Raw genomic sequence first — 23018 nt, forward strand, 5'->3', positions numbered from 1 at the left:
GCCATGGCCGAATGGTTCAAGCACATCTACTGGGCCGACATCGCCCAGGCCTGTCTCGACACCCTGAGCATGCTCGGCGCGGCCCTGGGGTTCACCGTGCTGCTGGGGCTGCCCCTGGGGGTGCTGCTGTTTCTCACCGGCAAGCGCCAGCTGCACGAAACCCTGGGCCTGTATCGGCTGCTGTCGGTGATCGTCAACGTGCTGCGCTCCTTGCCCTTCATCATCCTGCTGATCGTGCTGATTCCCCTGACCACCCTGCTGGTGGGCACCTCCCTCGGCGTGCCGGGGACCATCCCGCCGCTGGTGGTGGGCTGTACGCCGTTCTTTGCCCGGCTGGTGGAAACCGCCCTGCGGGAGGTGGATCGGGGGGTGGTGGAGGCGACCCAGGCTATGGGCGGCAGCACCTGGCAGATCATCCGCCACACCTTGCTGCCCGAAGCCCGGGGCGGCCTGCTGGCGGCGGTCACGGTGACCGCCATCGTGCTGGTGGACTACACCGCCATGGCCGGGGTGATCGGTGGCGGCGGCCTCGGCGACCTGGCGATCCGTTACGGCTACCAGCGCTTCCAGACCGACGTGATGCTGGTCACCGTGATCCTGCTGCTGGTGCTGGTGCAGGCCCTGCAGATGACCGGCGACCGCCTGGTGGCGCACTACAGCCGACGTTGAATCAAACCCGTGAATAACACCCAAAACACACGGCCCACGTGCGCCTCACGACGGCTGTCAGTCATCTGCCTTAGGAGCAACCCCATGAAAAAGACCCTGGCCATTTTGGCCGCTGTACTGTCCTTGAGCGTGCATGCCAACGAGAAACTGCGGGTGGGCGCCACCCCGGTGCCCCACGCCGAGATCCTCGAATTCGTCAAACCCGAGTTGGCCAAGGAGGGGGTGGACCTGGACATCAAGGTCTTCACCGACTTTATCCAGCCCAACCAGCAACTGGCGCTGAAGAACCTCGATGCCAACTACTACCAGTACCGGCCGTTCCTCGACGACTTCAACAAGACCCGGCACACCGACCTGGTGCCGGTGGTGGGGGTGCACATCGAGCCCTTCGGCGCCTATTCCACCCGGATCAAGAACCTTGCCGAACTCAAGGATGGCGCCACGGTGTCGATTCCCAACGACCCGGTGAACACCGGCCGCGCCCTGGTGCTGCTGCACGAAGCCGGGTTGATCAAGCTCAAGGACCCGAGCAACACCCTGGCCACCCAGCGCGACATCCTCGACAACCCCAAGCACCTGAAGATCCGTGAACTGGAAGGCGCCTTGCTGGCCCGTTCGGTGAGCCAGGTGGACCTGGCGTTCGTGTTCGCCAACTACGCTCTGGAAGCCGGGATCGACACCAACAGCGCCTTGATCGTGGAAAAGGGCAAGGACCTGTACATCGAATTCCTGGTGGCCCGCCCGGACAACCTCAACGACCCGCGGATCCAGAAACTGGCCAAGGCCCTGAACTCCGACGCCGTGCGCCAATTCATCCTGACCCGCTACAAAGGCCAGATCGCCCCCGGCTTCTGAGCATCGCCCCATCCCCGGCCGTAGGAGCTGGCTTGCCAGCGAAGGGGCCCGCGAGATCGCTTTCGCCGGCAAGCCGGCTCCTACGGGGGATACGGATAGGTAGGAGCTGGCTTGCCAGCGAAGGGGCCCGTGAGATCGCATTCGCCGGCAAGCCGGCTCCTGCGAGGCAAGCCGGTTACGGGGCGTCGGGCGTCAGCAGGCGGGCGCCCGGGCCGGCTTCTCCCAGAACGTCTCCCTGGTTGCGCAGCGGGCAACCTTCCATGGACAGGCAGCCGCAACCGATGCACTGGTTCAGCCGTTCGCGCAGCAGGCTCAGTTGGCGGATGCGTTCGTCCAGTTCGCGGCTCCATTGCTCCGACAGGCGCTGCCAGTCGGCGGCGCTGGGGGCGCGGTCGGCGGGCAGGCTGGCCAGGGCCTGGCCGATCTCCGCCAGGGGAATGCCCAGGCGCTGGGCCACCTTGATCAAGGACACGCGACGCAGCACCGAGCGCGGATAGCGCCGCTGGTTGCCGGCGTTGCGGTTGCTCTTGATCAGGCCTTTGCTTTCGTAGAAGTGCAGTGCGGTCACGGCCACGCCGCTGCGGGCCGAGAGCTGGCCCACGGTCAGTTCTTTGTGCAGGGCATCGGGTTCGATCATTGGCGGGTACCGGGAGGAAAAATGAGCTTGACCTTGACTTAACTAGAGGTTTTACCCTGCGGCGCATTCCATCGCAAGATGCTGTCTGACCGCCGTAGGGAGTCGTTCATGAGCGCTTTTGAGAGAAACCGCAGCTTCACCCAGTTGATCGAGTTCGAGATCGAACCGCACCAGCAGCAGGCCCTGGTGTCGGCCCTGTCCGCGCAGACCGAGCGCCTGGCCCAGGGCTATGGCGGCTTTCTCAGCGCCAGCGTGCAGGTCAGCGACGACGGGCGGCGAGTGCTCAATTACCTGCAGTGGCAGTCGCGGGAGGCGGGTGAGGCGGCTTTTCGAAGTTTCGAGAGCGGCGAGCAGGATTTCTGGCAGTTGATCCTGGCCCATCAGGCCAGGACCGTGACCTTCGGTTCGTTCCAGGTGCTGAGCAGCATTGCCCGCAGTCAGGACAATGCCTTGCATTGCACGCTGTCGGGCTAGATCGACAGTTGCAGGGTGCGCTCGTTGGGCGCGGCGGCCGGGCGGCGTTTGTTGACCGCCAGTTCGCCGATTTTGATCAGCCGGGTGCGGGTGACGTTGCGACTCAGGCCCAGCAGGTTGGCGGTGTGCACCTGGTTGTAGTGGCTGAAGCGATAGGCCGCGCGCAGCAGGGCGTCCTCGACTTTTTCGTGCAGGGCGCCGGCCTGTTCCTCGAAGAGCTTGTGGAAGGCCCGCTCCAGCAGGGCTTCGGTGGAGTCGTCGTGACTCGGCTGGCTGTCGTCGGCGCGTTCGATGCGCATGTGGGACAGGCGCAGGTCGCCCTGTTCGATCACGCCGTTGCGGCAGATCAGCAGGGTGTGGTGGATGACGTTTTCCAGTTCGCGGATGTTGCCCGGCCAGCTGTAGCTCTTGAGTTTGTGTTCGGCCTCCGGGCTGATGCGGATGCTGCCGTAGCCCAGGCGCTGGCTGTAGGCCTCGATGAAGTGCCGGGTCAGGGGCAGGATGTCGCCGGGCCGCTCGCGCAGCGGGCTCAGTTCCAGGCTGACCACGTCCAGGCGGTAATACAGGTCCTCGCGAAAGTGCCCGGCGTTGATGGCTTTTTCCAGCTGGACGTTGGTGGCCGCCAGCACCCGCACGTCGATGGGGATGCTTTTGCGCGAGCCCAGGCGCACCACTTCCCGTTCTTGTAGCACCCGCAGCAGCTTGACCTGGATGGCCATGGGCAAATCGCCGATCTCGTCGAGGAACAAGGTGCCGCCGTCGGCTTCTTCGAACCAGCCGGCCTTGGCGCTGAGGGCGCCGGTGAAGGCGCCTTTTTCATGGCCGAACAGTTCGGCCTCCACCAGGGATTCGGAGAAGGCGCCGCAGTTCACCGCCACGAACGGCCGGTTGCGCCGGGCGCTGAGGTTGTGGATATGGCGCGCCACCAGCTCTTTGCCGGTTCCGGTTTCACCGATGATCAGTACGCTGGCTTCGCTCGGTGCCACCTGTTGCAGGTGTGCCAGCAGGGCCTGGGATTTCGGGTCCTCGAACACCTGGGCGGTGGCGCGGATCGAGGTCGCCAGGGCGGGCGAGGGGGGTAGGGTCAGCAACTGCATCGGCATTCTCCGGAAATCGGGCACTAGGAGTAGAAGGTCGGGGTCGGCAGGGACTGGTTCAGTGCCCAGTCGCCCAGCTCGTGAAGCTTGTAGTCCAGCGGGTCATGCAGGGTCTGGGTGCGCAGGTTGCGCCAGTGGCGGTCCAGGCGCAGGGAGGCATGGGTCGAGCGCGCGCCGGTGACTTCGAACAAGCGGCTGCACAGTTCCAGGCCCTGGCGGCTGGCGGCGACCTTGGCGGTGGCGATCGCCGTGGCCAGGTGCCCGCGCTCCTCGGCGCTGAGGTTCGGGCCCTTGGCCCAGGCCTGGTCCAGCAGCCCGGCGGCCCGTTCCACCAGCAGGCGGATGCCTTCCAGGGCGACCCAGAACTCGCCGTAGTGGCTGAGGATGTAAGGGTCCTGGCGCACGTCCTGGGCGCTGGATTTATGCCAGACGCGGGTTTCGTTCAGGGTGTACTGCCGGGCTTCCGCGAAGGCGCCTTCGGCAATGCCGAGGAACATGTGGGTGAAGGTCAGTTGGGCGATCAGCGGGCGCAGGCAGGCGAAGGGGGGGCTCAAGGGACCCGGGTCCAGCAGCAGTTCCGATTCCTCGACCCGCACCCGTTCGAAAGTGGCGCTGCCGCTGTCGGTCTGGCGCTGGCCCATGTTGTTCCAGTCGTTGTGCAGGGTGATGCCGCTGCGACCGCTGGGGATGGCGGCGATCAGCAACTTGCCGCCGTTGCTTTCATCCACCGCCGAGGCGATGAGCATCTCCGAATCGCTGGCCCCGGAGCAGAAGCTTTTCTTGCCGGAGAACTCGCGCCAGCCGCCGAGGTTCTTGACCAACGTGCGGGTGTCCAGCGGATTGAGGGCGTTGCCCCAGAACCAGTTCTTGCGCGCGGTCTGTTCGAACCAGGGCTGCCATTGCTCGGGCTTGGCGAACAGGCGCACGGTGGCCAGCATCAGGTGATGGAAGCCGAAGACATGGGCGATGGAACTGTCGACCTTGGCGAATTCGCGGACGATGTTCAGGGTTTCGCTCCAGGGCGCGCCCAGGCCGCCGAACTGGCGGGGAATGCTCAAGGCCAACAGGCCGCTCTGGCGCAGGGCGTCGCGTTCGGCCTTGGGGGTGCCGCCGCGCTCGTCGCGTTCGACGGCGGTCAGGGCAAACTCGGCGGCCAGTTGGCGGGCGGTCTGCAAGGGGGACAACAGGGCGCTTTGCGGTTTGGCAGTCACGCGGTGTTCCTCGTGGGTGGCCGTTTGCGGCGGCCGGGAAAAGGTGCTGCGAGCTGCAGGAGCTGGCTTGCCAGCGAAGAGGGCTGGAAGATCGCCTTCGCCGGCAAGCCGGCTCCTACAACGGCTTTGGGGATTTCAGCGGCGGTTGGGCAACACGTCGTTGGCGATCATTTCGCCGAACGGCCCGGTGAGGTTGGTGACGCCGCGGCCGGCCAGGCTGGCATAGGGTTCCGGCAGCAGCGGGAACACCAGCTCGGCGAAGCGATAGGCCTCTTCCAGGTGCGGGTAGCCGGAGAAGATGAAGCTCTCGATCCCCAGGTCGGCGTATTCCTTGATCCGTTCGGCCACTTGCTGCGGGTTGCCCACCAGGGCGGTGCCGGCGCCACCGCGCACCAGGCCGACCCCGGCCCAGAGGTTGGGCGCGATCTGCAGTTGATCGCGGCGACCGCCGTGCAGCGCGGCCATGCGCCGCTGGCCTTCGGAGTCGAAGCGCGCGAAGGATTGCTGGGCGGCGGCGATGGTGTCGTCACTGATGTGTTCGATCAGCTTGTCCGCGGCTTTCCAGGCTTCGTCCTCGGTTTCGCGCACGATCACGTGCAGGCGAATGCCGAACTTCACCGTACGGCCCTTGCGCGCGGCGCGTTCGCGCACGTCGGCCAGCTTTTGGGCCACCGCCGCCGGAGGCTCGCCCCAGGTCAGGTACACGTCCACCTGATCGGCGGCCAGTTCGTGGGCGGCCTCGGAGGAGCCGCCGAAGTACAGCGGCGGGTAGGGTTTCTGCACCGGTGGGTAGAGCGCCTTGGCGTTCTGCACGTGCAGATGCTTGCCTTCGAAGTCCACGGCTTCGCCCTGCAGCACCCGGCGCCAGATCTGCAGGAATTCGTCAGTCACTTCGTAGCGTTCGCTGTGGCTGAGGAAGCTCCCATCGCCACGGTTTTCGTCCGGGTCGCCGCCGGTCACCACGTTGATCAGCAGGCGCCCGTTGGACAGCCGGTCCAGGGTCGCGGCCATGCGCGCCGAGACGGTGGGGGAAATGATCCCCGGACGGATCGCCACCAGGTAGCGCAGGCGTTCGGTCAGGGGCACCAGGGCCGAGGCGATGACCCAGGAGTCCTCGCAGGAGCGCCCGGTGGGAATCAGTACGCCGTGGTAACCCAGGCTATCGGCGGCCTGGGCCACTTGCTTGAGGTAGTTGAGGGTGACCGGGCGCGCGCCCTGGGCGGTGCCGAGAAAGTGGCCGTCGCCGTGGGTCGGAAGAAACCAGAACACATCCATGACAGTTCCTTAGGCGATTTTCAGCAGGTTGTTCGGTTGCGCGCCAAACAGCGGCGCGGCCCGTTCGGCGGCCAGCTGGATGCGGGCTTTGAGCAGGTCGCTGGTGATCTGGTAGTTGCTGAAGTCGGCTTCGGTGGCGTACACGCCAATCGGCAGGGTCAGGGCCTGGAAGAAACTGAACAGCGGACGCAACTGGTGATCCAGCACCAGGGCGTGGCGTTCGCTGCCTCCGGTGGCGGCCAGCAGCACCGGGGTGTTGATCAGGGCGTTGAGGTCGATCAGGTCGAACAGATGCTTGAGCAGGCCCGGATAGGAGCCGCGGTAGACCGGGGCGGCAACGATCAGCAGGTCGGCGTTTTCGATGGCCTGCAACTCGGCCTCGACCTCGGCCGGCAGTTCCTGGCGCGACAGGGCGCCGCCCAGCGGACGGGCGATATCCCCCAGTTCGATCAGGTGGCTGTTGATGGGCAGGTGCTTGGACAGCTCGCTCAACAGGGCCTGGGTCAGCACCAGGGTCCGGGACGGGCGCCAGGTTCCACCGGAGAGGGCAACGACATTCAGAGGACGGGACATGATCGGTTCCTTTTTAAACAGTAGCTCAACGAGCGATGACAGGTGTACCTGCACGGGAGCAAGAGCTGTACCAACCGGCCGGAGCCCGGTAATCCGGGGGCCTGGCGGGATGTGCCGAGCTGGCTGTTGTTGTTCGGACACTGTTTTGTTGATTGGCTGTTGCCTGGCCAACAGTTGCTCCGGCAACAGTTGGGCAACGGGATGGAGCTGTTATAAAGGCTTGTTGTTATTCCTCAAAAGAGCTTTTTTCCATATTTATAGGTCGTTATGGAATATAAAAGGGCTGTCCGAGCCCCTGGAAAAGTCGATAGCGACTATCGAGCGGGATGATTTTTGCCACTGAGGGCGCGCGAGTAGCCTGTGTGCATTGTTCGCAACCCGCTTCAGGTGCACGTCATGAAGGCTTATTCCGTTGTTCTGCTGCTGCTGATTTCCAGTGTGCTGGCCGGCTGTGCCAGCGCGGGCGCGCCGGAGTTGCGCCCCTACACGGCCGAGGAAAGCCGCGAGCTGGCGCTGGAAGCCCTGAACCGGCGTGGTCTGTCGTTCGATGAGTACCAGCAGGAAAGAGCCCGGCTGCTGGCGCGGCCTGCGGTGTTCGATGGCCAGGGCGAGATGAGCGCCCAGCGCAATATCAGTCGTCATCAACCGGCCAGTTGATGACAACTGTACGGGTAAAAGTTTTCATCAACTGTCCGTGAGTTGCGGGCCAGTGCTGGGTTAGGGTCGAGGCCTGACCGACCTTGCCCAGGACCTTGCACCCATGACCCTTTCCCCCGACCTGCTGTGGGCATTCGCGCTGTTTGCCCTGGTCACGTCCATCACCCCCGGCCCCAACAACACCATGTTGCTGGCCTCGGGGGTGAACTTCGGCTTCAACCGTTCCATTCCCCATATCCTCGGCATCAGCTGTGGTTTCTTCGTGCTGGTGCTGGCGGTCGGCTTGGGCCTGGGCGCGGTGTTCGAGGCCTATCCGGTGCTGTACCGCGTGCTGCGCTATGTCGGCGCGGCCTACCTGCTGTACCTGGCGTGGAACATCGCCCGCTCCGGGCCGATGAACGACGACCAGCGAGACCAGGGGCAGCCTTTGGGCTACTGGGGCGCGGCGGCCTTTCAGTGGGTCAATCCCAAGGCTTGGGTCATGGCGGTGGGCGCTATCAGCACCTACACCCCGTTGCAGGGCTATTTCACCAATGTGCTGGTGATTGCGGCGGTGTTCGCCCTGATCAACGCGCCGACGGTGAGTCTCTGGGCGGCGTGCGGCAGCCTGTTGCGCAATGTGTTGCGCAACCCGCGCTGGCTGCGCCTGTTCAATCTGGCCATGTCCGGCCTGCTGGTGATTTCCCTGGCGCCGCTGGTGCTGGAAAACATCAGTTGAGCGGCGCTTCAACGGGTTGCCCAGAGCCTGTTAAGCTGCGCCCCAGGAGCGTTCCTACGCACTTTTAGACGAAGTTGTGCTTCTTTAACTGCATCCGATCGGCTATTGCTCAGCGCCTGCTGTTGACGCGCCGTCCCTGTACGGCGCGTTTGTGCATGCTGCTCTTTGCGCCTATGCCGATCCCGGAACCAGCTCTGCGGGTCTTTCTGTCATGAACAAACGTCCTCTTTATTTCGACTATGCCGCTACCACACCGGTGGATGAGCGGGTCATTCAAGTGATGCTGGAGTGCCTGGGGTTCAACGCCAACTTTGGCAACCCGGCCTCCAGTTCCCATGCTTTTGGCCAGGCGGCGCGCCGCAGCGTCGAGCACGCCCGGCAGCAAGTGGCGCAGTTGGTGGGCGCGCAGCCCGAGCAGATCGTCTGGACCTCCGGCGCCACCGAATCCAACAACCTGGCGCTCAAGGGCGTGATGCAGGCCCGGGGGCTGGAGGGTGGGCACATCATCACCAGCCAGATCGAGCACAAGGCCGTGCTGGACACCGCTCGACAGTTGCAGGAAAGCGGCGTGGCGGTGACCTATCTGCTGCCGGATGCACAGGGGTTGATCACGGCCCAGGCGGTGAGCGAAGCCCTGAGGGATGACACCGTTGTGGTGTCGCTGATGCTGGTCAACAACGAATTGGGCACCCTCAACGACATTCCGGCGATTGGCCAGGTGGTGCGTGAGCATGGTGCCCTGTTGCATGTGGACGCGGCTCAGGGCGCGGGCAAGGTGGCCATTGATCTTGAGCGCTGGCCGGTGGACCTGATGTCGTTTTCGGCGCACAAGGTCTACGGCCCCAAGGGTATCGGCGCGTTGTATGTCGGACCGCGGGCGCAGCGCCGCTTGCAGGCGCAGATCCATGGTGGCGGGCACGAGGGCGGTTTGCGTTCCGGCACCCTGGCCACGCACCAGATCGCCGCCATGGGGGCGGCCTTTGCGCTGGCCGCTGAGTTGTTCGACGAAGAAACCGCCACCATCGTCCGCTTGCGCCAACGCCTGCTGGAGCAACTGGCGGGGGTGGCCGGCCTGCGCTTGAATGGCAGTACCACCCAGCGCATTCCCCATACCCTGAGCCTGACGTTCAGCGAGGGAGGCTTTGACGCCGCGGCGTTGAGTGCGTCCCTGGCGTTTTCCGCGACCTCGGCCTGCAACTCGGCCAGCAATGCGCCTTCCCATGTGCTGCTGGCCCTGGGGCATGACCCGGTGCAGGCCGGGCGCACCATCCGCTTGAGTCTCGGGCGTTTCACGACCGAAGAGGATGTGGATCGCGCGGCACAGTTGATCAAGGCGTCATGCGCCACTGCTCCGGCATTCTGGGCCGGAGCCCAGTCTTGAGGGTCGAGCGATCTCGACCTTCCATAACAATGATTAAGCCGGTTAAGGAGTCACAATGAGTACCCAGCCTACGCCCCACGGAGTGGTCCCCCAGCGCCTGGCGCATGTGCGTCAGTTGATGAGCCGCGAGGGCATTCATGCCTTGCTGGTGCCTTCGGCCGATCCGCATCTGTCGGAGTACCTGCCGGGTTACTGGCAGGGGCGCCAGTGGCTGTCGGGCTTCCACGGCTCGGTGGGCACCCTGATCGTGACCGCGGAGTTCGCCGGGCTCTGGGCCGACAGCCGTTACTGGGAACAGGCGAGCAAGGAACTCAAGGGCAGCGGCATTGATCTGGTGAAGTTGCAACCGGGCCAGCCCGGCCCCCTGGACTGGCTGGCGGAACAGACCCCGTCGGGCGCGGTGGTGGCGGTGGACGGCGCGGTCATGGCGCTGGCTTCGGCCCGTACCTTGGGCAGCCGGTTGCAGGAGCGCGGGGCCAGCCTGCGCACCGATATCGATCTGCTACAGCAAGCGTGGAGCGATCGCCCCGGCCTGCCGGATCAACCGGTCTACCCGCACCTGCCGCCCCAGGCCACGCAGAGCCGGGTGGAGAAGCTGGCCAAGCTGCGCGAAACCCTGAAGGAACGTGGTGCGGACTGGCATTTCATCGCCACCCTCGATGACATCGCCTGGCTGTTCAACCTGCGCGGGGCAGATGTTTCGTTCAACCCGGTGTTTGTCTCTTTCGCCCTGATCAGCCAGCAGCAGGCCACTTTGTTCGTGGCCTTGAGCAAGGTCGACGAGCCGCTGCGCGCGGTGCTGGAAGCCGACGGCGTCAGCCTGCGGGATTACGCGGAGGTGGCGGCGGCCTTGGCCGATGTGCCGGAAGGCGCGACGTTGCAGATCGACCCGGCGCGGGTGACCACCGGTTTGCTGAACAACTTGCGTTCCGGGGTGAAGCTGGTGGAAGGGCTCAATCCCACCACCCTGGCCAAGTCGCGCAAGAGCCCGGCGGACGCCGAGCATATTCGTCGGGCCATGGAGCAGGACGGCGCGGCGCTGTGCGAGTTCTTTGCCTGGCTGGAGAATGCCCTGGGGCGCGAGCGAGTCACCGAGCTGACCATTGATGAACAGCTGACCGCCGCCCGTGAACGGCGTCCGGGCTATGTGTCGTTGAGCTTCAATACCATCGCCGCCTTCAATGCCAACGGGGCCATGCCTCACTACCACGCCACCCCTGAAGAGCACGCGCTGATCGAGGGTGATGGCTTGCTGCTGATCGACTCTGGCGGTCAGTACCTGGGGGGCACCACCGACATCACCCGCATGGTGCCGATCGGCACCCCGAGCGCCGAGCAGAAGCGCGATTGCACCCGGGTGCTCAAGGGCATGATCGCCTTGTCGCGGGCGCAGTTCCCACGGGGCATTCTGTCGCCGTTGCTGGATGCCATCGCCCGGGCGCCGATCTGGGCCGAGGGCGTGGATTACGGACACGGCACAGGGCATGGCGTGGGCTACTTCCTCAACGTGCATGAAGGGCCGCAGGTGATCGCCTATCAGGCTGCGCCAGTGCCGCAAACGGCGATGCAGCCGGGGATGATCACTTCCATCGAGCCGGGGACTTATCGTCCCGGGCGTTGGGGGGTACGGATCGAGAACCTGGTGTTGAACCGCGAGGTTGGTACTACCGAGTTTGGTGAGTTCCTCGGCTTTGAAACCCTGACCCTTTGCCCGATCGACAGCCGTTGCCTGGAGCCCGGATTGCTCACTCAGGAGGAGCGGGACTGGTTCAACGGCTATCACGCCGAAGTGCGCGAGCGCCTCGCCCCGCTGCTGCAAGGCGCCGCGCTGGAGTGGCTGAACCTTCGCACCGCGCCGATCTGAAGCATCGAAGGACGGCCTCAGCCATGCAATGTGGTTGAGGCCGCGGTCCCGGTCCGTGGCGGCTGGCTGGCGCGGCTGTTCAGCCTCCGCTCAAGGCCTCGCGGACAAAGTCCAGGCGGTCCTGGCCGAAGAACAAATGGTCCCCGACGAACATGCTGGGGGCGCCGAAGACACCCCGTTGCAATGCCTGGTCGGTCTGCTCCTTAAGCCGGGCCTTGACCTGTTCTTCGTTGCTCAGGTCGAGGATCCGCTGTGGGTCGAAGCCGCCTTGCTCCAGGACCTGGGTGACGGTGGTGGCGTCGTTCAGGTTGCGTTTGTCGACCCAGAGGGCGCGGAACAGGCAGTCGATGAATTCGACGAAGCGATCCGGCATGTGCAGCTGCACAGCGGTCACGGCGCGCATCAATAGCAGGGTGTTGATGGGGAAGTGCGGGTTGAAGTTGAGTTCAACCTGATAGCGCCGGGCAAAACGCGCCAGGTCCTGGAGCATGTAGCGGCCCTTGGCGGGAACGCTGATGGGGGAAGCGTTGCCGGTGCTCTTGAAGACCCCGCCCAGCAGCATGGGGTGGTACTCCAGTTGGCTGCCGGTCTGGGCGCAGATCTTCGGCAGCTGGGTGTAGGCCAGGTAGCTGGTCGGACTGCCCAGGTCGAAGAAGAACTCCACTTTTTGGCTCATGTCGTGAACTCTCTGATTGTTGTAGGGGGCAGTGGCTTACCAGCGCTCGTTCCAGGGGCGCAGGTCCAGCTCGAAGGTCCAGGCATCCCTGGGCTGGCTGTGCAGGTACCAGTAGTTTTCGGCGATATGTTCGGGATTGAGGATGCCGTCCTGATCCTTGAGGGCATATTTCTCGGGAAAGCTGGTGCGGATGAAGTCGGTGTCGATGGCGCCGTCGACGATGATATGGCCGACGTGGATATTCAGCGGCCCCAGTTCCCGGGCCATGCTCTGGGCCAGGGCGCGGATGCCGTGTTTGGCCCCGGCGAAGGCGGCAAAACCGGCGGCGCCGCGCACCCCTGCGGTGGCGCCGGTGAACAGGATGGTGCCGCGTTGGCGCGTCACCATGCGCTTGGCCACTTCGCGGGCATTGAGGAAACCGGAGAAACAGGCCATCTCCCAGATCTTGAAGTACTTGCGGGCGGTTTCCTCAAGGATGCTGCAGGGCACGTTGGCGCCGATATTGAAGATGAAGGCCTCGATGGGGCCGATCTGGGTTTCGATCTGTTCGATCAGCGCTACCACGTCCTCTTCTTTGCGGGCGTCGCAGGCAAAGCCATGGGCCTGGCCGCCGGTTTGCCGGATGGCGTCCACCAGGGGCTGCAATTTGTCCGCGCTGCGTCGGGTGACGCAGGCGGTGAAGCCTTGCGCGGCAAAACGCTTGGCGATGGCGCTGCCGGTAGCATCGCCGGCGCCGACCACCAGTACCACTTTGTTGTTGTTCAGGGTTGTAGTCATGGGAGGTTCGCTCTTTGGTAAACGATCGTTAACTAAACGGACGTTATGCTACGATCCTGCGGTCGTCAAGCCAGCAGGAGAGTGCTTCAGCCATGCGTTATTCAGCCAGTCATAAGCAGGAAACCCGCGAGCGCCTGTTGCAGAGCAGTGCGACCCAGGCCAAGAACGAGGGGTTTTCCACCGTCGGCGTGGATGCCTTGATGAAGGCCATCGGCCTCAGTGGCGGGGCTTTTTACACTCACTTCGTATCCAAGGACGAGCTGTTCGGTTCCATCGTCGAGCGCGAGTTGAGCCAGAGCCTGGAGCGTCTGGGCGGAGAGAGCCGGCAGAATCGGGAAAAGCTGCGGCGTTGCCTGAAGCAATACTTGAGCGTGGCGCATGTGCAGCAGCCGGGAGCCGGGTGTGCGTTGCCGGCCTTGGGCGCGGAGATTGCCCGGGGCAGTGTGCAAGTGCGGCAGGAGGCGCAAGACTGGATTTGTCGTCTGCAGCGGGCGTGGGCGCAGACCCTGGGCAGTGAGAGCCTGGCCTGGTCGATTCTGTCGCAGTGTGTTGGCGCGCTGGTGGTGGCGCGAATGCTGGTGAACCCGGATATCCAGCAGCAGGTGCTGGCGTCGAGCCATGAGCAGATCATTGGGCAGCTGGAGCGGCTGCCCGAAGAGTGAGCGCTACCGCTACTTGCAGATGACGATCATGCTGCGACTGGTATAACCGGCTGGGTTCAGGCCGAAAGGGTAGTCTCCCGGGTCTTCGACGGTGTCACCGGACTTGGCGATCACCTTGTAGCCTTTGGGGCCGCAGGATTGGGTCGCCTTGGTGTAGCACTTGTCCCAGGAAGAAGACAAACCGGAGCAGTTGATGTGGAGCCCTTTCTTGCCTCGTTTGACTTCGGTTTTCGCGGTCGCAGCGCAGCCTGCAATGGCAAGTACGGCCAACAGTATCAAAAATCGTTTCATCCCCGTCCTTATCGCTAGCCTCGGATCTGATGCCCGAGTGTGACTGCATTACCTGTGGTCTTTTGCGTTTGCGATATCCCTGTCTGACAACTCCATGGCTGACGTTGAGTAGCCGGCTAAACATGGCCTAATTGCGCGCCAATTACCAGAGTTGAATCTTAATCGGCTGCAACTATGGGCTTGGATTCCCGGCGCATCGTCATGGTTGCTCCGACAGATGCCAGGATGATGCAGGCGATCGCCATCCACTGCGCCAGGGACAGGTATTCGTGCAGAAACAGCAGGCCGGACAGCGCGCCGAAGGCCGGCTCTATGCTCATCAGGGTGCCAAAGGTACGGGCTGGCATTCGGGTCAGGGCGACCATTTCCAGGCTGTAAGGCAGGGCGGTGGACAAGACCGCGACGCCCAGGGCGATAGGAATCAGGGATGGAGTGAGTAATGCCGCGCCGGCATGGACGATACCTATGGGCGCAACGAAGAGTGCGGCGATCATGACACCCAGGGCGGCGGTCTGGATGCCGTTCTCGGCACCGGCCTTTTGCCCGAACAGGATGTACAGCGCCCAGCAGACGCCGGCGCCCAAGGCGTAGCCTGCGCCCACCAGGTCGATGGCGGTTTCGGTGGCGCCTGTGGGTATCAGCAATAGCAGGCCGATGATCGCCAAGGCGATCCACAGAAAATCGATCGCCTTGCGTGAGGCATAGATGGCCACCGCCAATGGGCCGGTGAACTCCAGAGCGACGGCGATTCCCAGGGGTACACTTCTCAGGGACATATAGAAGAGGAAGTTCATGCCGCCCAGGGCCATTCCGTAGACAACCACGGTGCGTAGGGTCTTGGCAGTGAACTTGGCGCGCCAGGGGCGCAATAGAAGCAGCATGATGACGCTGGCGAAGATCAAGCGAAGGGTGGTGGTGCCCTGGGCCCCGACAATGGGGAACATGCTCTTGGCCAATGAGGCGCCCGATTGAATCGAGGCCATGGCGATAAGTAGCAGCCCCACGGGAAACAGAGTCGAGGCAAGGCTGCGCGGTTGGTCGTTCATGCAGGGGATCATCCAGAGTGTGGGGGAGGGCGCTGGACGCATGATGCTTAAGTCATGCGGAATGAGCAATATAGTGCGCAAAGTCTTTTTGCGCCTCGATATAAGAAGCTGCAGGCGTGGTGGTGGGCTCGAATCATAGAAAATTCAAATTAAAGGTTGACGGAAGATTCTACAGGCCTATAATTCGCCCCACTTCCGACGCAGTCGAAACGGAAAACTCCTTGAGATTCAAGGAGTTACCAAGTTTTCGGCAGCGGTTACGCTTCAGTTCATCGAAGCCAGAAGCAGTTGATAAGGCAGTGTGTTGTCGCTTTGTTAACCATTCGATCGTCTCGGTCGAAAGCGGTTGAAAAGAGGTGTTGACAGCAGCGTGTAACGCTGTAGAATTCGCCTCCCGCTAACGAGAGATCGGAAGCGCAAGTGGTTGAAGTTGTTGAGAAAATCTTCGAAAACTTCTTAAAAAATCGCTTGACAGTAAATGAGGCTGCTGTAGAATGCGCGCCTCGGTTGAGACGAAAGATCTTAACCAACCGCTCTTTAACAACTGAATCAAGCAATTCGTGTGGGTGCTTGTGGAGTCAGACTGATAGTCAAAAAGATTATCAGCATCGCAAGTTACTCCGCGAGAAATCAAAGATGTAACCAACGATTGCTGAGCCAAGTTTAGGGTTTTCTCAAAACCCAAAGATGTTTGAACTGAAGAGTTTGATCATGGCTCAGATTGAACGCTGGCGGCAGGCCTAACACATGCAAGTCGAGCGGCAGCACGGGTACTTGTACCTGGTGGCGAGCGGCGGACGGGTGAGTAATGCCTAGGAATCTGCCTGGTAGTGGGGGATAACGTCCGGAAACGGGCGCTAATACCGCATACGTCCTACGGGAGAAAGTGGGGGATCTTCGGACCTCACGCTATCAGATGAGCCTAGGTCGGATTAGCTAGTTGGTGAGGTAATGGCTCACCAAGGCGACGATCCGTAACTGGTCTGAGAGGATGATCAGTCACACTGGAACTGAGACACGGTCCAGACTCCTACGGGAGGCAGCAGTGGGGAATATTGGACAATGGGCGAAAGCCTGATCCAGCCATGCCGCGTGTGTGAAGAAGGTCTTCGGATTGTAAAGCACTTTAAGTTGGGAGGAAGGGCAGTTACCTAATACGTGATTGTTTTGACGTTACCGACAGAATAAGCACCGGCTAACTCTGTGCCAGCAGCCGCGGTAATACAGAGGGTGCAAGCGTTAATCGGAATTACTGGGCGTAAAGCGCGCGTAGGTGGTTTGTTAAGTTGGATGTGAAAGCCCCGGGCTCAACCTGGGAACTGCATCCAAAACTGGCAAGCTAGAGTATGGTAGAGGGTGGTGGAATTTCCTGTGTAGCGGTGAAATGCGTAGATATAGGAAGGAACACCAGTGGCGAAGGCGACCACCTGGACTGATACTGACACTGAGGTGCGAAAGCGTGGGGAGCAAACAGGATTAGATACCCTGGTAGTCCACGCCGTAAACGATGTCAACTAGCCGTTGGGAGCCTTGAGCTCTTAGTGGCGCAGCTAACGCATTAAGTTGACCGCCTGGGGAGTACGGCCGCAAGGTTAAAACTCAAATGAATTGACGGGGGCCCGCACAAGCGGTGGAGCATGTGGTTTAATTCGAAGCAACGCGAAGAACCTTACCAGGCCTTGACATCCAATGAACTTTCCAGAGATGGATTGGTGCCTTCGGGAACATTGAGACAGGTGCTGCATGGCTGTCGTCAGCTCGTGTCGTGAGATGTTGGGTTAAGTCCCGTAACGAGCGCAACCCTTGTCCTTAGTTACCAGCACGTTATGGTGGGCACTCTAAGGAGACTGCCGGTGACAAACCGGAGGAAGGTGGGGATGACGTCAAGTCATCATGGCCCTTACGGCCTGGGCTACACACGTGCTACAATGGTCGGTACAAAGGGTTGCCAAGCCGCGAGGTGGAGCTAATCCCATAAAACCGATCGTAGTCCGGATCGCAGTCTGCAACTCGACTGCGTGAAGTCGGAATCGCTAGTAATCGCGAATCAGAATGTCGCGGTGAATACGTTCCCGGGCCTTGTACACACCGCCCGTCACACCATGGGAGTGGGTTGCACCAGAAGTAGCTAGTCTAACCTTCGGGGGGACGGTTACCACGGTGTGATTCATGACTGGGGTGAAGTCGTAACAAGGTAGCCGTAGGGGAACCTGCGGCTGGATCACCTCCTTAATCGACGACATCAGCTGCTTCATAAGCTCCCACACGAATTGCTTGATTCATTGAAGAAGACGATAGAAGCAGCTTTAAGCTCCAAGCTGATAGCTCCAAGCTAACAGTTACAAGCTCGAAATTGGGTCTGTAGCTCAGTTGGTTAGAGCGCACCCCTGATAAGGGTGAGGTCGGCAGTTCGAATCTGCCCAGACCCACCAATTTTGTTATGGGGCCATAGCTCAGCTGGGAGAGCGCCTGCCTTGCACGCAGGAGGTCAGCGGTTCGATCCCGCTTGGCTCCACCATAAACTGCTTCTGAAAGCTTAGAAATGAGCATTCACATTGAATGTTGATTTCTAGTCTTTTGATTAGATCGTTCTTTAAAAATTTGGGTATGTGATAGAAAGATAGACTGAACGTTACTTTCACTGGTAACGGATCAGGCTAAGGTAAAATTTGTGAGTACTCTTAAGAGTTTTGCGAATTTTCGGCGAATGTCGTCTTCATAGTATAACCAGATTGCTTGGGGTTATATGGTCAAGTGAAGAAGCGCATACGGTGGATGCCTTGGCAGTCAGAGGCGATGAAAGACGTGGTAGCCTGCGATAAGCTTCGGGGAGTCGGCAAACAGACTTTGATCCGGAGATCTCTGAATGGGGGAACCCAGCCATCATAAGATGGTTATCTTGTACTGAATACATAGGTGCAAGAGGCGAACCAGGGGAACTGAAACATCTAAGTACCCTGAGGAAAAGAAATCAACCGAGATTCCCTTAGTAGTGGCGAGCGAACGGGGACTAGCCCTTAAGTGGCTTTGAGATTAGCGGAACGCTCTGGAAAGTGCGGCCATAGTGGGTGATAGCCCTGTACGCGAAAATCTCTTAGTCATGAAATCGAGTAGGACGGGGCACGAGAAACCTTGTCTGAATATGGGGGGACCATCCTCCAAGGCTAAATACTACTGACTGACCGATAGTGAACTAGTACCGTGAGGGAAAGGCGAAAAGAACCCCGGAGAGGGGAGTGAAATAGATCCTGAAACCGTATGCGTACAAGCAGTGGGAGCAGACTTTGTTCTGTGACTGCGTACCTTTTGTATAATGGGTCAGCGACTTATTTTCAGTGGCGAGCTTAACCGAATAGGGGAGGCGTAGCGAAAGCGAGTCTTAATAGGGCGTCTAGTCGCTGGGAATAGACCCGAAACCGGGCGATCTATCCATGGGCAGGTTGAAGGTTAGGTAACACTGACTGGAGGACCGAACCGACTACCGTTGAAAAGTTAGCGGATGACCTGTGGATCGGAGTGAAAGGCTAATCAAGCTCGGAGATAGCTGGTTCTCCTCGAAAGCTATTTAGGTAGCGCCTCATGTATCACTGTAGGGGGTAGAGCACTGTTTCGGCTAGGGGGTCATCCCGACTTACCAAACCGATGCAAACTCCGAATACCTACAAGTGCCGAGCATGGGAGACACACGGCGGGTGCTAACGTCCGTCGTGAAAAGGGAAACAACCCAGACCGTCAGCTAAGGTCCCAAAGTTATGGTTAAGTGGGAAACGATGTGGGAAGGCTTAGACAGCTAGGAGGTTGGCTTAGAAGCAGCCACCCTTTAAAGAAAGCGTAATAGCTCACTAGTCGAGTCGGCCTGCGCGGAAGATGTAACGGGGCTCAAACCATACACCGAAGCTACGGGTATCACGTAAGTGATGCGGTAGAGGAGCGTTCTGTAAGCCTGTGAAGGTGAGTTGAGAAGCTTGCTGGAGGTATCAGAAGTGCGAATGCTGACATGAGTAACGACAATGGGTGTGAAAAACACCCACGCCGAAAGACCAAGGTTTCCTGCGCAACGTTAATCGACGCAGGGTTAGTCGGTCCCTAAGGCGAGGCTGAAAAGCGTAGTCGATGGAAAACAGGTTAATATTCCTGTACTTCTAGTTATTGCGATGGAGGGACGGAGAAGGCTAGGCCAGCTTGGCGTTGGTTGTCCAAGTTTAAGGTGGTAGGCTGGAATCTTAGGTAAATCCGGGGTTCTAAGGCCGAGAGCTGATGACGAGTTACCTTTTAGGTGACGAAGTGGTTGATGCCATGCTTCCAAGAAAAGCTTCTAAGCTTCAGATAACTAGGAACCGTACCCCAAACCGACACAGGTGGTTGGGTAGAGAATACCAAGGCGCTTGAGAGAACTCGGGTGAAGGAACTAGGCAAAATGGCACCGTAACTTCGGGAGAAGGTGCGCCGGTGAGGGTGAAGGACTTGCTCCGTAAGCTCATGCCGGTCGAAGATACCAGGCCGCTGCGACTGTTTATTAAAAACACAGCACTCTGCAAACACGAAAGTGGACGTATAGGGTGTGACGCCTGCCCGGTGCCGGAAGGTTAATTGATGGGGTTAGCTAACGCGAAGCTCTTGATCGAAGCCCCGGTAAACGGCGGCCGTAACTATAACGGTCCTAAGGTAGCGAAATTCCTTGTCGGGTAAGTTCCGACCTGCACGAATGGCGTAACGATGGCGGCGCTGTCTCCACCCGAGACTCAGTGAAATTGAAATCGCTGTGAAGATGCAGTGTATCCGCGGCTAGACGGAAAGACCCCGTGAACCTTTACTATAGCTTTGCACTGGACTTTGAATTTGCTTGTGTAGGATAGGTGGGAGGCTTTGAAGCGTGAACGCCAGTTTGCGTGGAGCCATCCTTGAAATACCACCCTGGCAACTTTGAGGTTCTAACTCAGGTCCGTTATCCGGATCGAGGACAGTGTATGGTGGGTAGTTTGACTGGGGCGGTCTCCTCCTAAAGAGTAACGGAGGAGTACGAAGGTGCGCTCAGACCGGTCGGAAATCGGTCGTAGAGTATAAAGGCAAAAGCGCGCTTGACTGCGAGACAGACACGTCGAGCAGGTACGAAAGTAGGTCTTAGTGATCCGGTGGTTCTGTATGGAAGGGCCATCGCTCAACGGATAAAAGGTACTCCGGGGATAACAGGCTGATACCGCCCAAGAGTTCATATCGACGGCGGTGTTTGGCACCTCGATGTCGGCTCATCACATCCTGGGGCTGAAGCCGGTCCCAAGGGTATGGCTGTTCGCCATTTAAAGTGGTACGCGAGCTGGGTTTAGAACGTCGTGAGACAGTTCGGTCCCTATCTGCCGTGGACGTTTGAGATTTGAGAGGGGCTGCTCCTAGTACGAGAGGACCGGAGTGGACGAACCTCTGGTGTTCCGGTTGTCACGCCAGTGGCATTGCCGGGTAGCTATGTTCGGAAAAGATAACCGCTGAAAGCATCTAAGCGGGAAACTTGCCTCAAGATGAGATCTCACTGGAACCTTGAGTTCCCTAAAGGGCCGTCGAAGACTACGACGTTGATAGGTTGGGTGTGTAAGCGCTGTGAGGCGTTGAGCTAACCAATACTAATTGCCCGTGAGGCTTGACCATATAACACCCAAGCAATTTGCGAACTCGAAAGAGACCAGATTGCGGTGTGTGAAGACGAAACGAACCGAAAGTTTGCATGGCTCACAAAACACCAAAATCTATTACATACCCATTCGCTGGCACGTTGCACATGCAACGGACTGGCTACCGAATTTCTTGACGACCATAGAGCGTTGGAACCACCTGATCCCATCCCGAACTCAGAAGTGAAACGATGCATCGCCGATGGTAGTGTGGGGTTTCCCCATGTGAGAGTAGGTCATCGTCAAGATTAAATTCCGAAACCCCAATTGCGAAAGCAGTTGGGGTTTTGTTTTTGCGCCACAGAAAAGCTGCGCCGCTGGCTCTGGCGACGGGCACAAGACTGCGGCTGGGGGCCAGCTCTGCCGTCACTGACGCATACGCAGGTGCTTGAAGGACCGGCACCACTGATCAGTGACAATGGCAATCCCCTCAAAATCGATGGGCAGTTTTTGGTATGGTGCAGTTCTTTTTTAGGGACTTGAGTTCATCCGCACGGATCAGCGTCGACCTCTATTCAACGAGAAGCTGTAGCAATGCCCGAAGCGATTCCGATCAAGGACCACGAAAAAGAAAACCGCCTGGTCAACAAGCGCCTGCTGGCCTGCGCTGTGCTGGTGGTGGCCATCACCTGCGCCCTGGTCGGGCGCCTGTATTTCCTCCAGGTGGTGGAGTTCGACTATCACTCCACCATCTCGGAAAACAACCGCGTCCACGTGCTGCCGATCACCCCGACCCGCGGGTTGATCTATGACCGCAATGGCGTGGTCCTGGCCGACAACCGCCCCAGCTTCAACCTGACCATCACCCGCGAACGCACCACCGACCTCAAGGGCGAGCTGGACACCGTGGTCGACCTGCTGCACCTGCCGCCAGAAGATCGCACCCTGTTCGACAAGGAGATGAAGCAGGCCCGTCACCCCTTCGTTCCGGTGACCCTGTTCTACGAACTCACCGAGGAGCAGATCGCCGTACTGGCGGTCAACGAATACCGCCTGCCGGGCCTGGATGTCGAAGCCCAATTCGTCCGCCATTACCCCCTGGGCGCGCACTTCGCCCACTCCATCGGCTACGTCGGACGGATCAACGAAAAGGAAGCCAAGACCCTGGACTCGGTGGAATACCGTGGCACCCAATCCATCGGCAAGACCGGTATCGAGAAGTTCTACGAGTCCGAACTGCACGGCCACGTGGGCTACGAAGAAGTCGAAACCAACGCCCAGGGCCGGGTGATGCGCGTGCTCAAGCACACCGACCCGATCCCCGGCAAGAACATCGTCCTGAGCCTGGACATCAAGCTCCAGGAGGCCGCCGAAGAAGCCCTGGGGGATCGTCGCGGTTCCGTGGTCGCCCTGGACCCGGCCACCGGTGAAGTGCTGGCCATGGTCAGCAAGCCCAGCTTCGACCCCAACCTGTTCGTCACCGGTATCAGCTTCAAGGAATACGCGGCGCTGCACGATTCCATCGATCGCCCGCTGTTCAACCGGGTGCTGCGCGGCCTCTATGCCCCCGGCTCCACCATCAAGCCGGAAGTGGCGATCGCCGGCCTTGATACCGGTGTGGTCACCGCCTCGACCCGCGTCTTCGACCCGGGCTACTACCAACTGCCGGACTTCGACCACAAGTACCGCAACTGGAACCACAGCGGCGACGGTTGGGTGGACATGGACGCCGCGATCATGCGCTCCAACGACACCTACTTCTACGACCTGGCGCACAAGCTCGGCATCGACCGCCTGCACGACTACATGGCGATGTTCGGCCTCGGCGAGAAAGTCTCCCTGGACATGTTCGAAGAATCCCCCGGCCTGATGCCGTCCCAGGCCTGGAAACGCGCCACCCGCCGCCAGCCCTGGTTCCCGGGGGAAACGGTGATCCTCGGCATCGGCCAGGGCTACATGCAGGTCACCCCGCTGCAACTGGCCCAGGCCACCGCGCTGATTGCCAACAAGGGCGTGTGGAACCGCCCGCACCTGGCCAAGACCATCGATGGCGTGGCCCCGGTGGACCAGCATCCGATGCCCAACATCCTGCTGAAGAATCCCCACGACTGGGATCAGGTCAACCACGGCATGCAAATGGTCATGCACGACCCGCGAGGCATTGCCCGCGCCGCCGCCGCCGGAGCGCAATACCGCATTGCCGGCAAGAGCGGCACCGCCCAAGTGGTGGCGATCAAGCAGGGCGAGCGCTACGACCGCCTCAAGACCCGCGAGCGCAACCGCGACAACGCCCTGTTCGTCGGCTTCGCCCCGGCCGAGCATCCGCAGATCGTGATTTCGGTGATGATCGAGAACGGCGAAGCCGGCGGCCGGGTCGCCGGCCCCGTGGTGCGGCAGATCATGGACGCCTGGCTACTGGACCAGAACGGCCACCTCAAGCCGCAATACGCCGCCCCGGCCAAGGCCCCCGGCGATCCCCACGTCTGAGCCGCTTCACCCCCAGGCTGCCCGGCACTTGCTGATGAGCAAGTGCCGGGGGCTCCGCGGCGACA

18 protein-coding genes, 2 tRNA genes and 3 rRNA genes are annotated in these 23018 nt (G+C 60.6%); 14 read left to right on the forward strand and 9 right to left on the reverse strand.

Annotated elements, in window-relative coordinates:
• Nucleotides 1-3: 3 nt before the first annotated feature.
• Both GGI48_RS25055 and GGI48_RS25060 read left to right on the forward strand, forming a co-directional pair.
• Nucleotides 4-669: a methionine ABC transporter permease gene (locus GGI48_RS25055; RefSeq protein WP_016963756.1), complete on the forward strand. Its 666-nt coding sequence runs from the start codon at nucleotides 4-6 to the stop codon at nucleotides 667-669.
• A gap of 84 nt (nucleotides 670-753) precedes the next feature.
• Entirely contained in the window at nucleotides 754-1524 is a 771-nt protein-coding gene (locus GGI48_RS25060; RefSeq protein WP_179600488.1) for a MetQ/NlpA family ABC transporter substrate-binding protein, read from the forward strand.
• A gap of 175 nt (nucleotides 1525-1699) precedes the next feature.
• Here GGI48_RS25060 and soxR read toward each other — a convergent pair whose 3' ends face one another.
• Nucleotides 1700-2161 (reverse strand): redox-sensitive transcriptional activator SoxR, encoded by a 462-nt coding sequence (soxR, locus tag GGI48_RS25065; RefSeq protein WP_016963754.1) that lies wholly within the window; start codon nucleotides 2159-2161, stop codon nucleotides 1700-1702.
• Between the two features lie 108 nt (nucleotides 2162-2269).
• Between soxR and GGI48_RS25070 the strand changes: the two genes are divergently transcribed.
• Nucleotides 2270-2635 carry an antibiotic biosynthesis monooxygenase gene (locus GGI48_RS25070; RefSeq protein ID WP_047305473.1) on the forward strand — a complete coding sequence of 122 codons (366 nt, stop codon included), beginning with the start codon at nucleotides 2270-2272 and terminating at the stop codon, nucleotides 2633-2635.
• On the opposite strand, the gene GGI48_RS25075 is transcribed toward GGI48_RS25070, so the two are convergent.
• From GGI48_RS25075 to msuE, 4 genes are all read right to left on the reverse strand, one after another.
• On the reverse strand, nucleotides 2632-3732 hold the full coding sequence (locus GGI48_RS25075) for a sigma-54 interaction domain-containing protein (RefSeq protein WP_047305472.1): 1101 nt from the start codon (nucleotides 3730-3732) through the stop codon (nucleotides 2632-2634). The two genes, GGI48_RS25070 and GGI48_RS25075, sit on opposite strands and share 4 nt — an antisense overlap.
• Before the next feature lie 23 nt (nucleotides 3733-3755).
• The gene (locus GGI48_RS25080; protein ID WP_179600490.1) at nucleotides 3756-4943 is read right to left on the reverse strand and encodes an acyl-CoA dehydrogenase family protein; all 1188 of its coding nucleotides are present in this window, start codon (nucleotides 4941-4943) and stop codon (nucleotides 3756-3758) included.
• A 135-nt stretch (nucleotides 4944-5078) separates the two neighbouring features.
• A complete protein-coding gene (gene ssuD / locus GGI48_RS25085; RefSeq protein WP_179600492.1) occupies nucleotides 5079-6218 on the reverse strand; it encodes an FMNH2-dependent alkanesulfonate monooxygenase in 1140 nt (379 codons plus the stop codon).
• Between the two features lie 9 nt (nucleotides 6219-6227).
• The gene (gene msuE / locus GGI48_RS25090; RefSeq protein WP_016963759.1) at nucleotides 6228-6791 is read right to left on the reverse strand and encodes an FMN reductase; all 564 of its coding nucleotides are present in this window, start codon (nucleotides 6789-6791) and stop codon (nucleotides 6228-6230) included.
• Between the two features lie 396 nt (nucleotides 6792-7187).
• On the opposite strand from msuE, the gene GGI48_RS25095 reads away from it, so the two are divergent.
• The 4 genes from GGI48_RS25095 (at nucleotide 7188) to GGI48_RS25110 (ending at nucleotide 11411) form a co-directional block, all read left to right on the forward strand.
• Entirely contained in the window at nucleotides 7188-7448 is a 261-nt protein-coding gene (locus tag GGI48_RS25095; protein WP_016963760.1) for a hypothetical protein, read from the forward strand.
• Between the two features lie 103 nt (nucleotides 7449-7551).
• Nucleotides 7552-8166 carry a LysE family translocator gene (locus tag GGI48_RS25100; RefSeq protein ID WP_179600494.1) on the forward strand — a complete coding sequence of 205 codons (615 nt, stop codon included), beginning with the start codon at nucleotides 7552-7554 and terminating at the stop codon, nucleotides 8164-8166.
• A 211-nt stretch (nucleotides 8167-8377) separates the two neighbouring features.
• Entirely contained in the window at nucleotides 8378-9547 is a 1170-nt protein-coding gene (locus GGI48_RS25105) for a cysteine desulfurase family protein (protein WP_103740065.1), read from the forward strand.
• A gap of 55 nt (nucleotides 9548-9602) precedes the next feature.
• Complete coding sequence (locus GGI48_RS25110) at nucleotides 9603-11411, forward strand: aminopeptidase P family protein (RefSeq protein ID WP_179600496.1); 1809 nt, start codon at nucleotides 9603-9605, stop codon at nucleotides 11409-11411.
• A gap of 79 nt (nucleotides 11412-11490) precedes the next feature.
• Here the strand turns inward: GGI48_RS25110 and GGI48_RS25115 are convergent, their stop codons facing one another.
• Nucleotides 11491-12087 carry a 2-hydroxychromene-2-carboxylate isomerase gene (locus tag GGI48_RS25115; protein WP_179600497.1) on the reverse strand — a complete coding sequence of 199 codons (597 nt, stop codon included), beginning with the start codon at nucleotides 12085-12087 and terminating at the stop codon, nucleotides 11491-11493.
• Nucleotides 12088-12123: 36 nt separating this feature from the next.
• Nucleotides 12124-12864 (reverse strand): SDR family oxidoreductase, encoded by a 741-nt coding sequence (locus GGI48_RS25120; protein ID WP_016968563.1) that lies wholly within the window; start codon nucleotides 12862-12864, stop codon nucleotides 12124-12126.
• Between the two features lie 92 nt (nucleotides 12865-12956).
• Between GGI48_RS25120 and GGI48_RS25125 the strand changes: the two genes are divergently transcribed.
• Nucleotides 12957-13526, forward strand: a complete 570-nt coding sequence (locus GGI48_RS25125; protein WP_179600499.1) for a TetR/AcrR family transcriptional regulator — start codon at nucleotides 12957-12959, stop codon at nucleotides 13524-13526.
• Nucleotides 13527-13535: 9 nt separating this feature from the next.
• On the opposite strand, the gene GGI48_RS25130 is transcribed toward GGI48_RS25125, so the two are convergent.
• Nucleotides 13536-13817, reverse strand: a complete 282-nt coding sequence (locus GGI48_RS25130) for a hypothetical protein (protein ID WP_016968561.1) — start codon at nucleotides 13815-13817, stop codon at nucleotides 13536-13538.
• A 158-nt stretch (nucleotides 13818-13975) separates the two neighbouring features.
• On the reverse strand, nucleotides 13976-14863 hold the full coding sequence (rhtA, locus tag GGI48_RS25135; protein WP_016968560.1) for a threonine/homoserine exporter RhtA: 888 nt from the start codon (nucleotides 14861-14863) through the stop codon (nucleotides 13976-13978).
• 693 nt (nucleotides 14864-15556) lie between these two features.
• Here rhtA and GGI48_RS25140 point away from each other — a divergent pair.
• From GGI48_RS25140 to mrdA, 6 genes are all read left to right on the forward strand, one after another.
• Nucleotides 15557-17095, forward strand: a 16S ribosomal RNA gene (locus GGI48_RS25140).
• A gap of 123 nt (nucleotides 17096-17218) precedes the next feature.
• Nucleotides 17219-17295: transfer RNA gene (locus GGI48_RS25145), tRNA-Ile, on the forward strand.
• A gap of 10 nt (nucleotides 17296-17305) precedes the next feature.
• Nucleotides 17306-17381, forward strand: a tRNA-Ala gene (locus GGI48_RS25150).
• A gap of 230 nt (nucleotides 17382-17611) precedes the next feature.
• Nucleotides 17612-20503, forward strand: a 23S ribosomal RNA gene (locus GGI48_RS25155).
• Between the two features lie 155 nt (nucleotides 20504-20658).
• A 5S ribosomal RNA gene (gene rrf / locus GGI48_RS25160) occupies nucleotides 20659-20774 on the forward strand.
• The 16S, 23S and 5S rRNA genes sit together here with 2 tRNA genes alongside, the layout of an rRNA operon.
• Nucleotides 20775-21060: 286 nt before the next feature.
• Nucleotides 21061-22953, forward strand: a complete 1893-nt coding sequence (mrdA, locus tag GGI48_RS25165; RefSeq protein ID WP_179600501.1) for a penicillin-binding protein 2 — start codon at nucleotides 21061-21063, stop codon at nucleotides 22951-22953.
• Nucleotides 22954-23018: the final 65 nt, after the last annotated feature.

It is taken from the genome of Pseudomonas protegens, assembly GCF_013407925.2.
In the GTDB taxonomy this organism is placed as follows: domain Bacteria; phylum Pseudomonadota; class Gammaproteobacteria; order Pseudomonadales; family Pseudomonadaceae; genus Aquipseudomonas; species Aquipseudomonas fluorescens_AP.

Excerpts from the sequence above, each read along its gene's own strand:
- GGI48_RS25055 (WP_016963756.1), top strand. The coding sequence starts at position 4 with ATGGCCGAATGGTTCAAGCACATCTACTGGGCCGACATCGCCCAGGCC.
- GGI48_RS25060 (WP_179600488.1), top strand. The coding sequence starts at position 754 with ATGAAAAAGACCCTGGCCATTTTGGCCGCTGTACTGTCCTTGAGCGTG.
- soxR (WP_016963754.1), bottom strand. The coding sequence starts at position 2,161 with ATGATCGAACCCGATGCCCTGCACAAAGAACTGACCGTGGGCCAGCTC.
- GGI48_RS25070 (WP_047305473.1), top strand. The coding sequence starts at position 2,270 with ATGAGCGCTTTTGAGAGAAACCGCAGCTTCACCCAGTTGATCGAGTTC.
- GGI48_RS25075 (WP_047305472.1), bottom strand. The coding sequence starts at position 3,732 with ATGCAGTTGCTGACCCTACCCCCCTCGCCCGCCCTGGCGACCTCGATC.
- ssuD (WP_179600492.1), bottom strand. The coding sequence starts at position 6,218 with ATGGATGTGTTCTGGTTTCTTCCGACCCACGGCGACGGCCACTTTCTC.
- msuE (WP_016963759.1), bottom strand. The coding sequence starts at position 6,791 with ATGTCCCGTCCTCTGAATGTCGTTGCCCTCTCCGGTGGAACCTGGCGC.
- GGI48_RS25095 (WP_016963760.1), top strand. The coding sequence starts at position 7,188 with ATGAAGGCTTATTCCGTTGTTCTGCTGCTGCTGATTTCCAGTGTGCTG.
- GGI48_RS25100 (WP_179600494.1), top strand. The coding sequence starts at position 7,552 with ATGACCCTTTCCCCCGACCTGCTGTGGGCATTCGCGCTGTTTGCCCTG.
- GGI48_RS25105 (WP_103740065.1), top strand. The coding sequence starts at position 8,378 with ATGAACAAACGTCCTCTTTATTTCGACTATGCCGCTACCACACCGGTG.
- GGI48_RS25110 (WP_179600496.1), top strand. The coding sequence starts at position 9,603 with ATGAGTACCCAGCCTACGCCCCACGGAGTGGTCCCCCAGCGCCTGGCG.
- GGI48_RS25115 (WP_179600497.1), bottom strand. The coding sequence starts at position 12,087 with ATGAGCCAAAAAGTGGAGTTCTTCTTCGACCTGGGCAGTCCGACCAGC.
- GGI48_RS25120 (WP_016968563.1), bottom strand. The coding sequence starts at position 12,864 with ATGACTACAACCCTGAACAACAACAAAGTGGTACTGGTGGTCGGCGCC.
- GGI48_RS25125 (WP_179600499.1), top strand. The coding sequence starts at position 12,957 with ATGCGTTATTCAGCCAGTCATAAGCAGGAAACCCGCGAGCGCCTGTTG.
- GGI48_RS25130 (WP_016968561.1), bottom strand. The coding sequence starts at position 13,817 with ATGAAACGATTTTTGATACTGTTGGCCGTACTTGCCATTGCAGGCTGC.
- rhtA (WP_016968560.1), bottom strand. The coding sequence starts at position 14,863 with ATGAACGACCAACCGCGCAGCCTTGCCTCGACTCTGTTTCCCGTGGGG.
- mrdA (WP_179600501.1), top strand. The coding sequence starts at position 21,061 with ATGCCCGAAGCGATTCCGATCAAGGACCACGAAAAAGAAAACCGCCTG.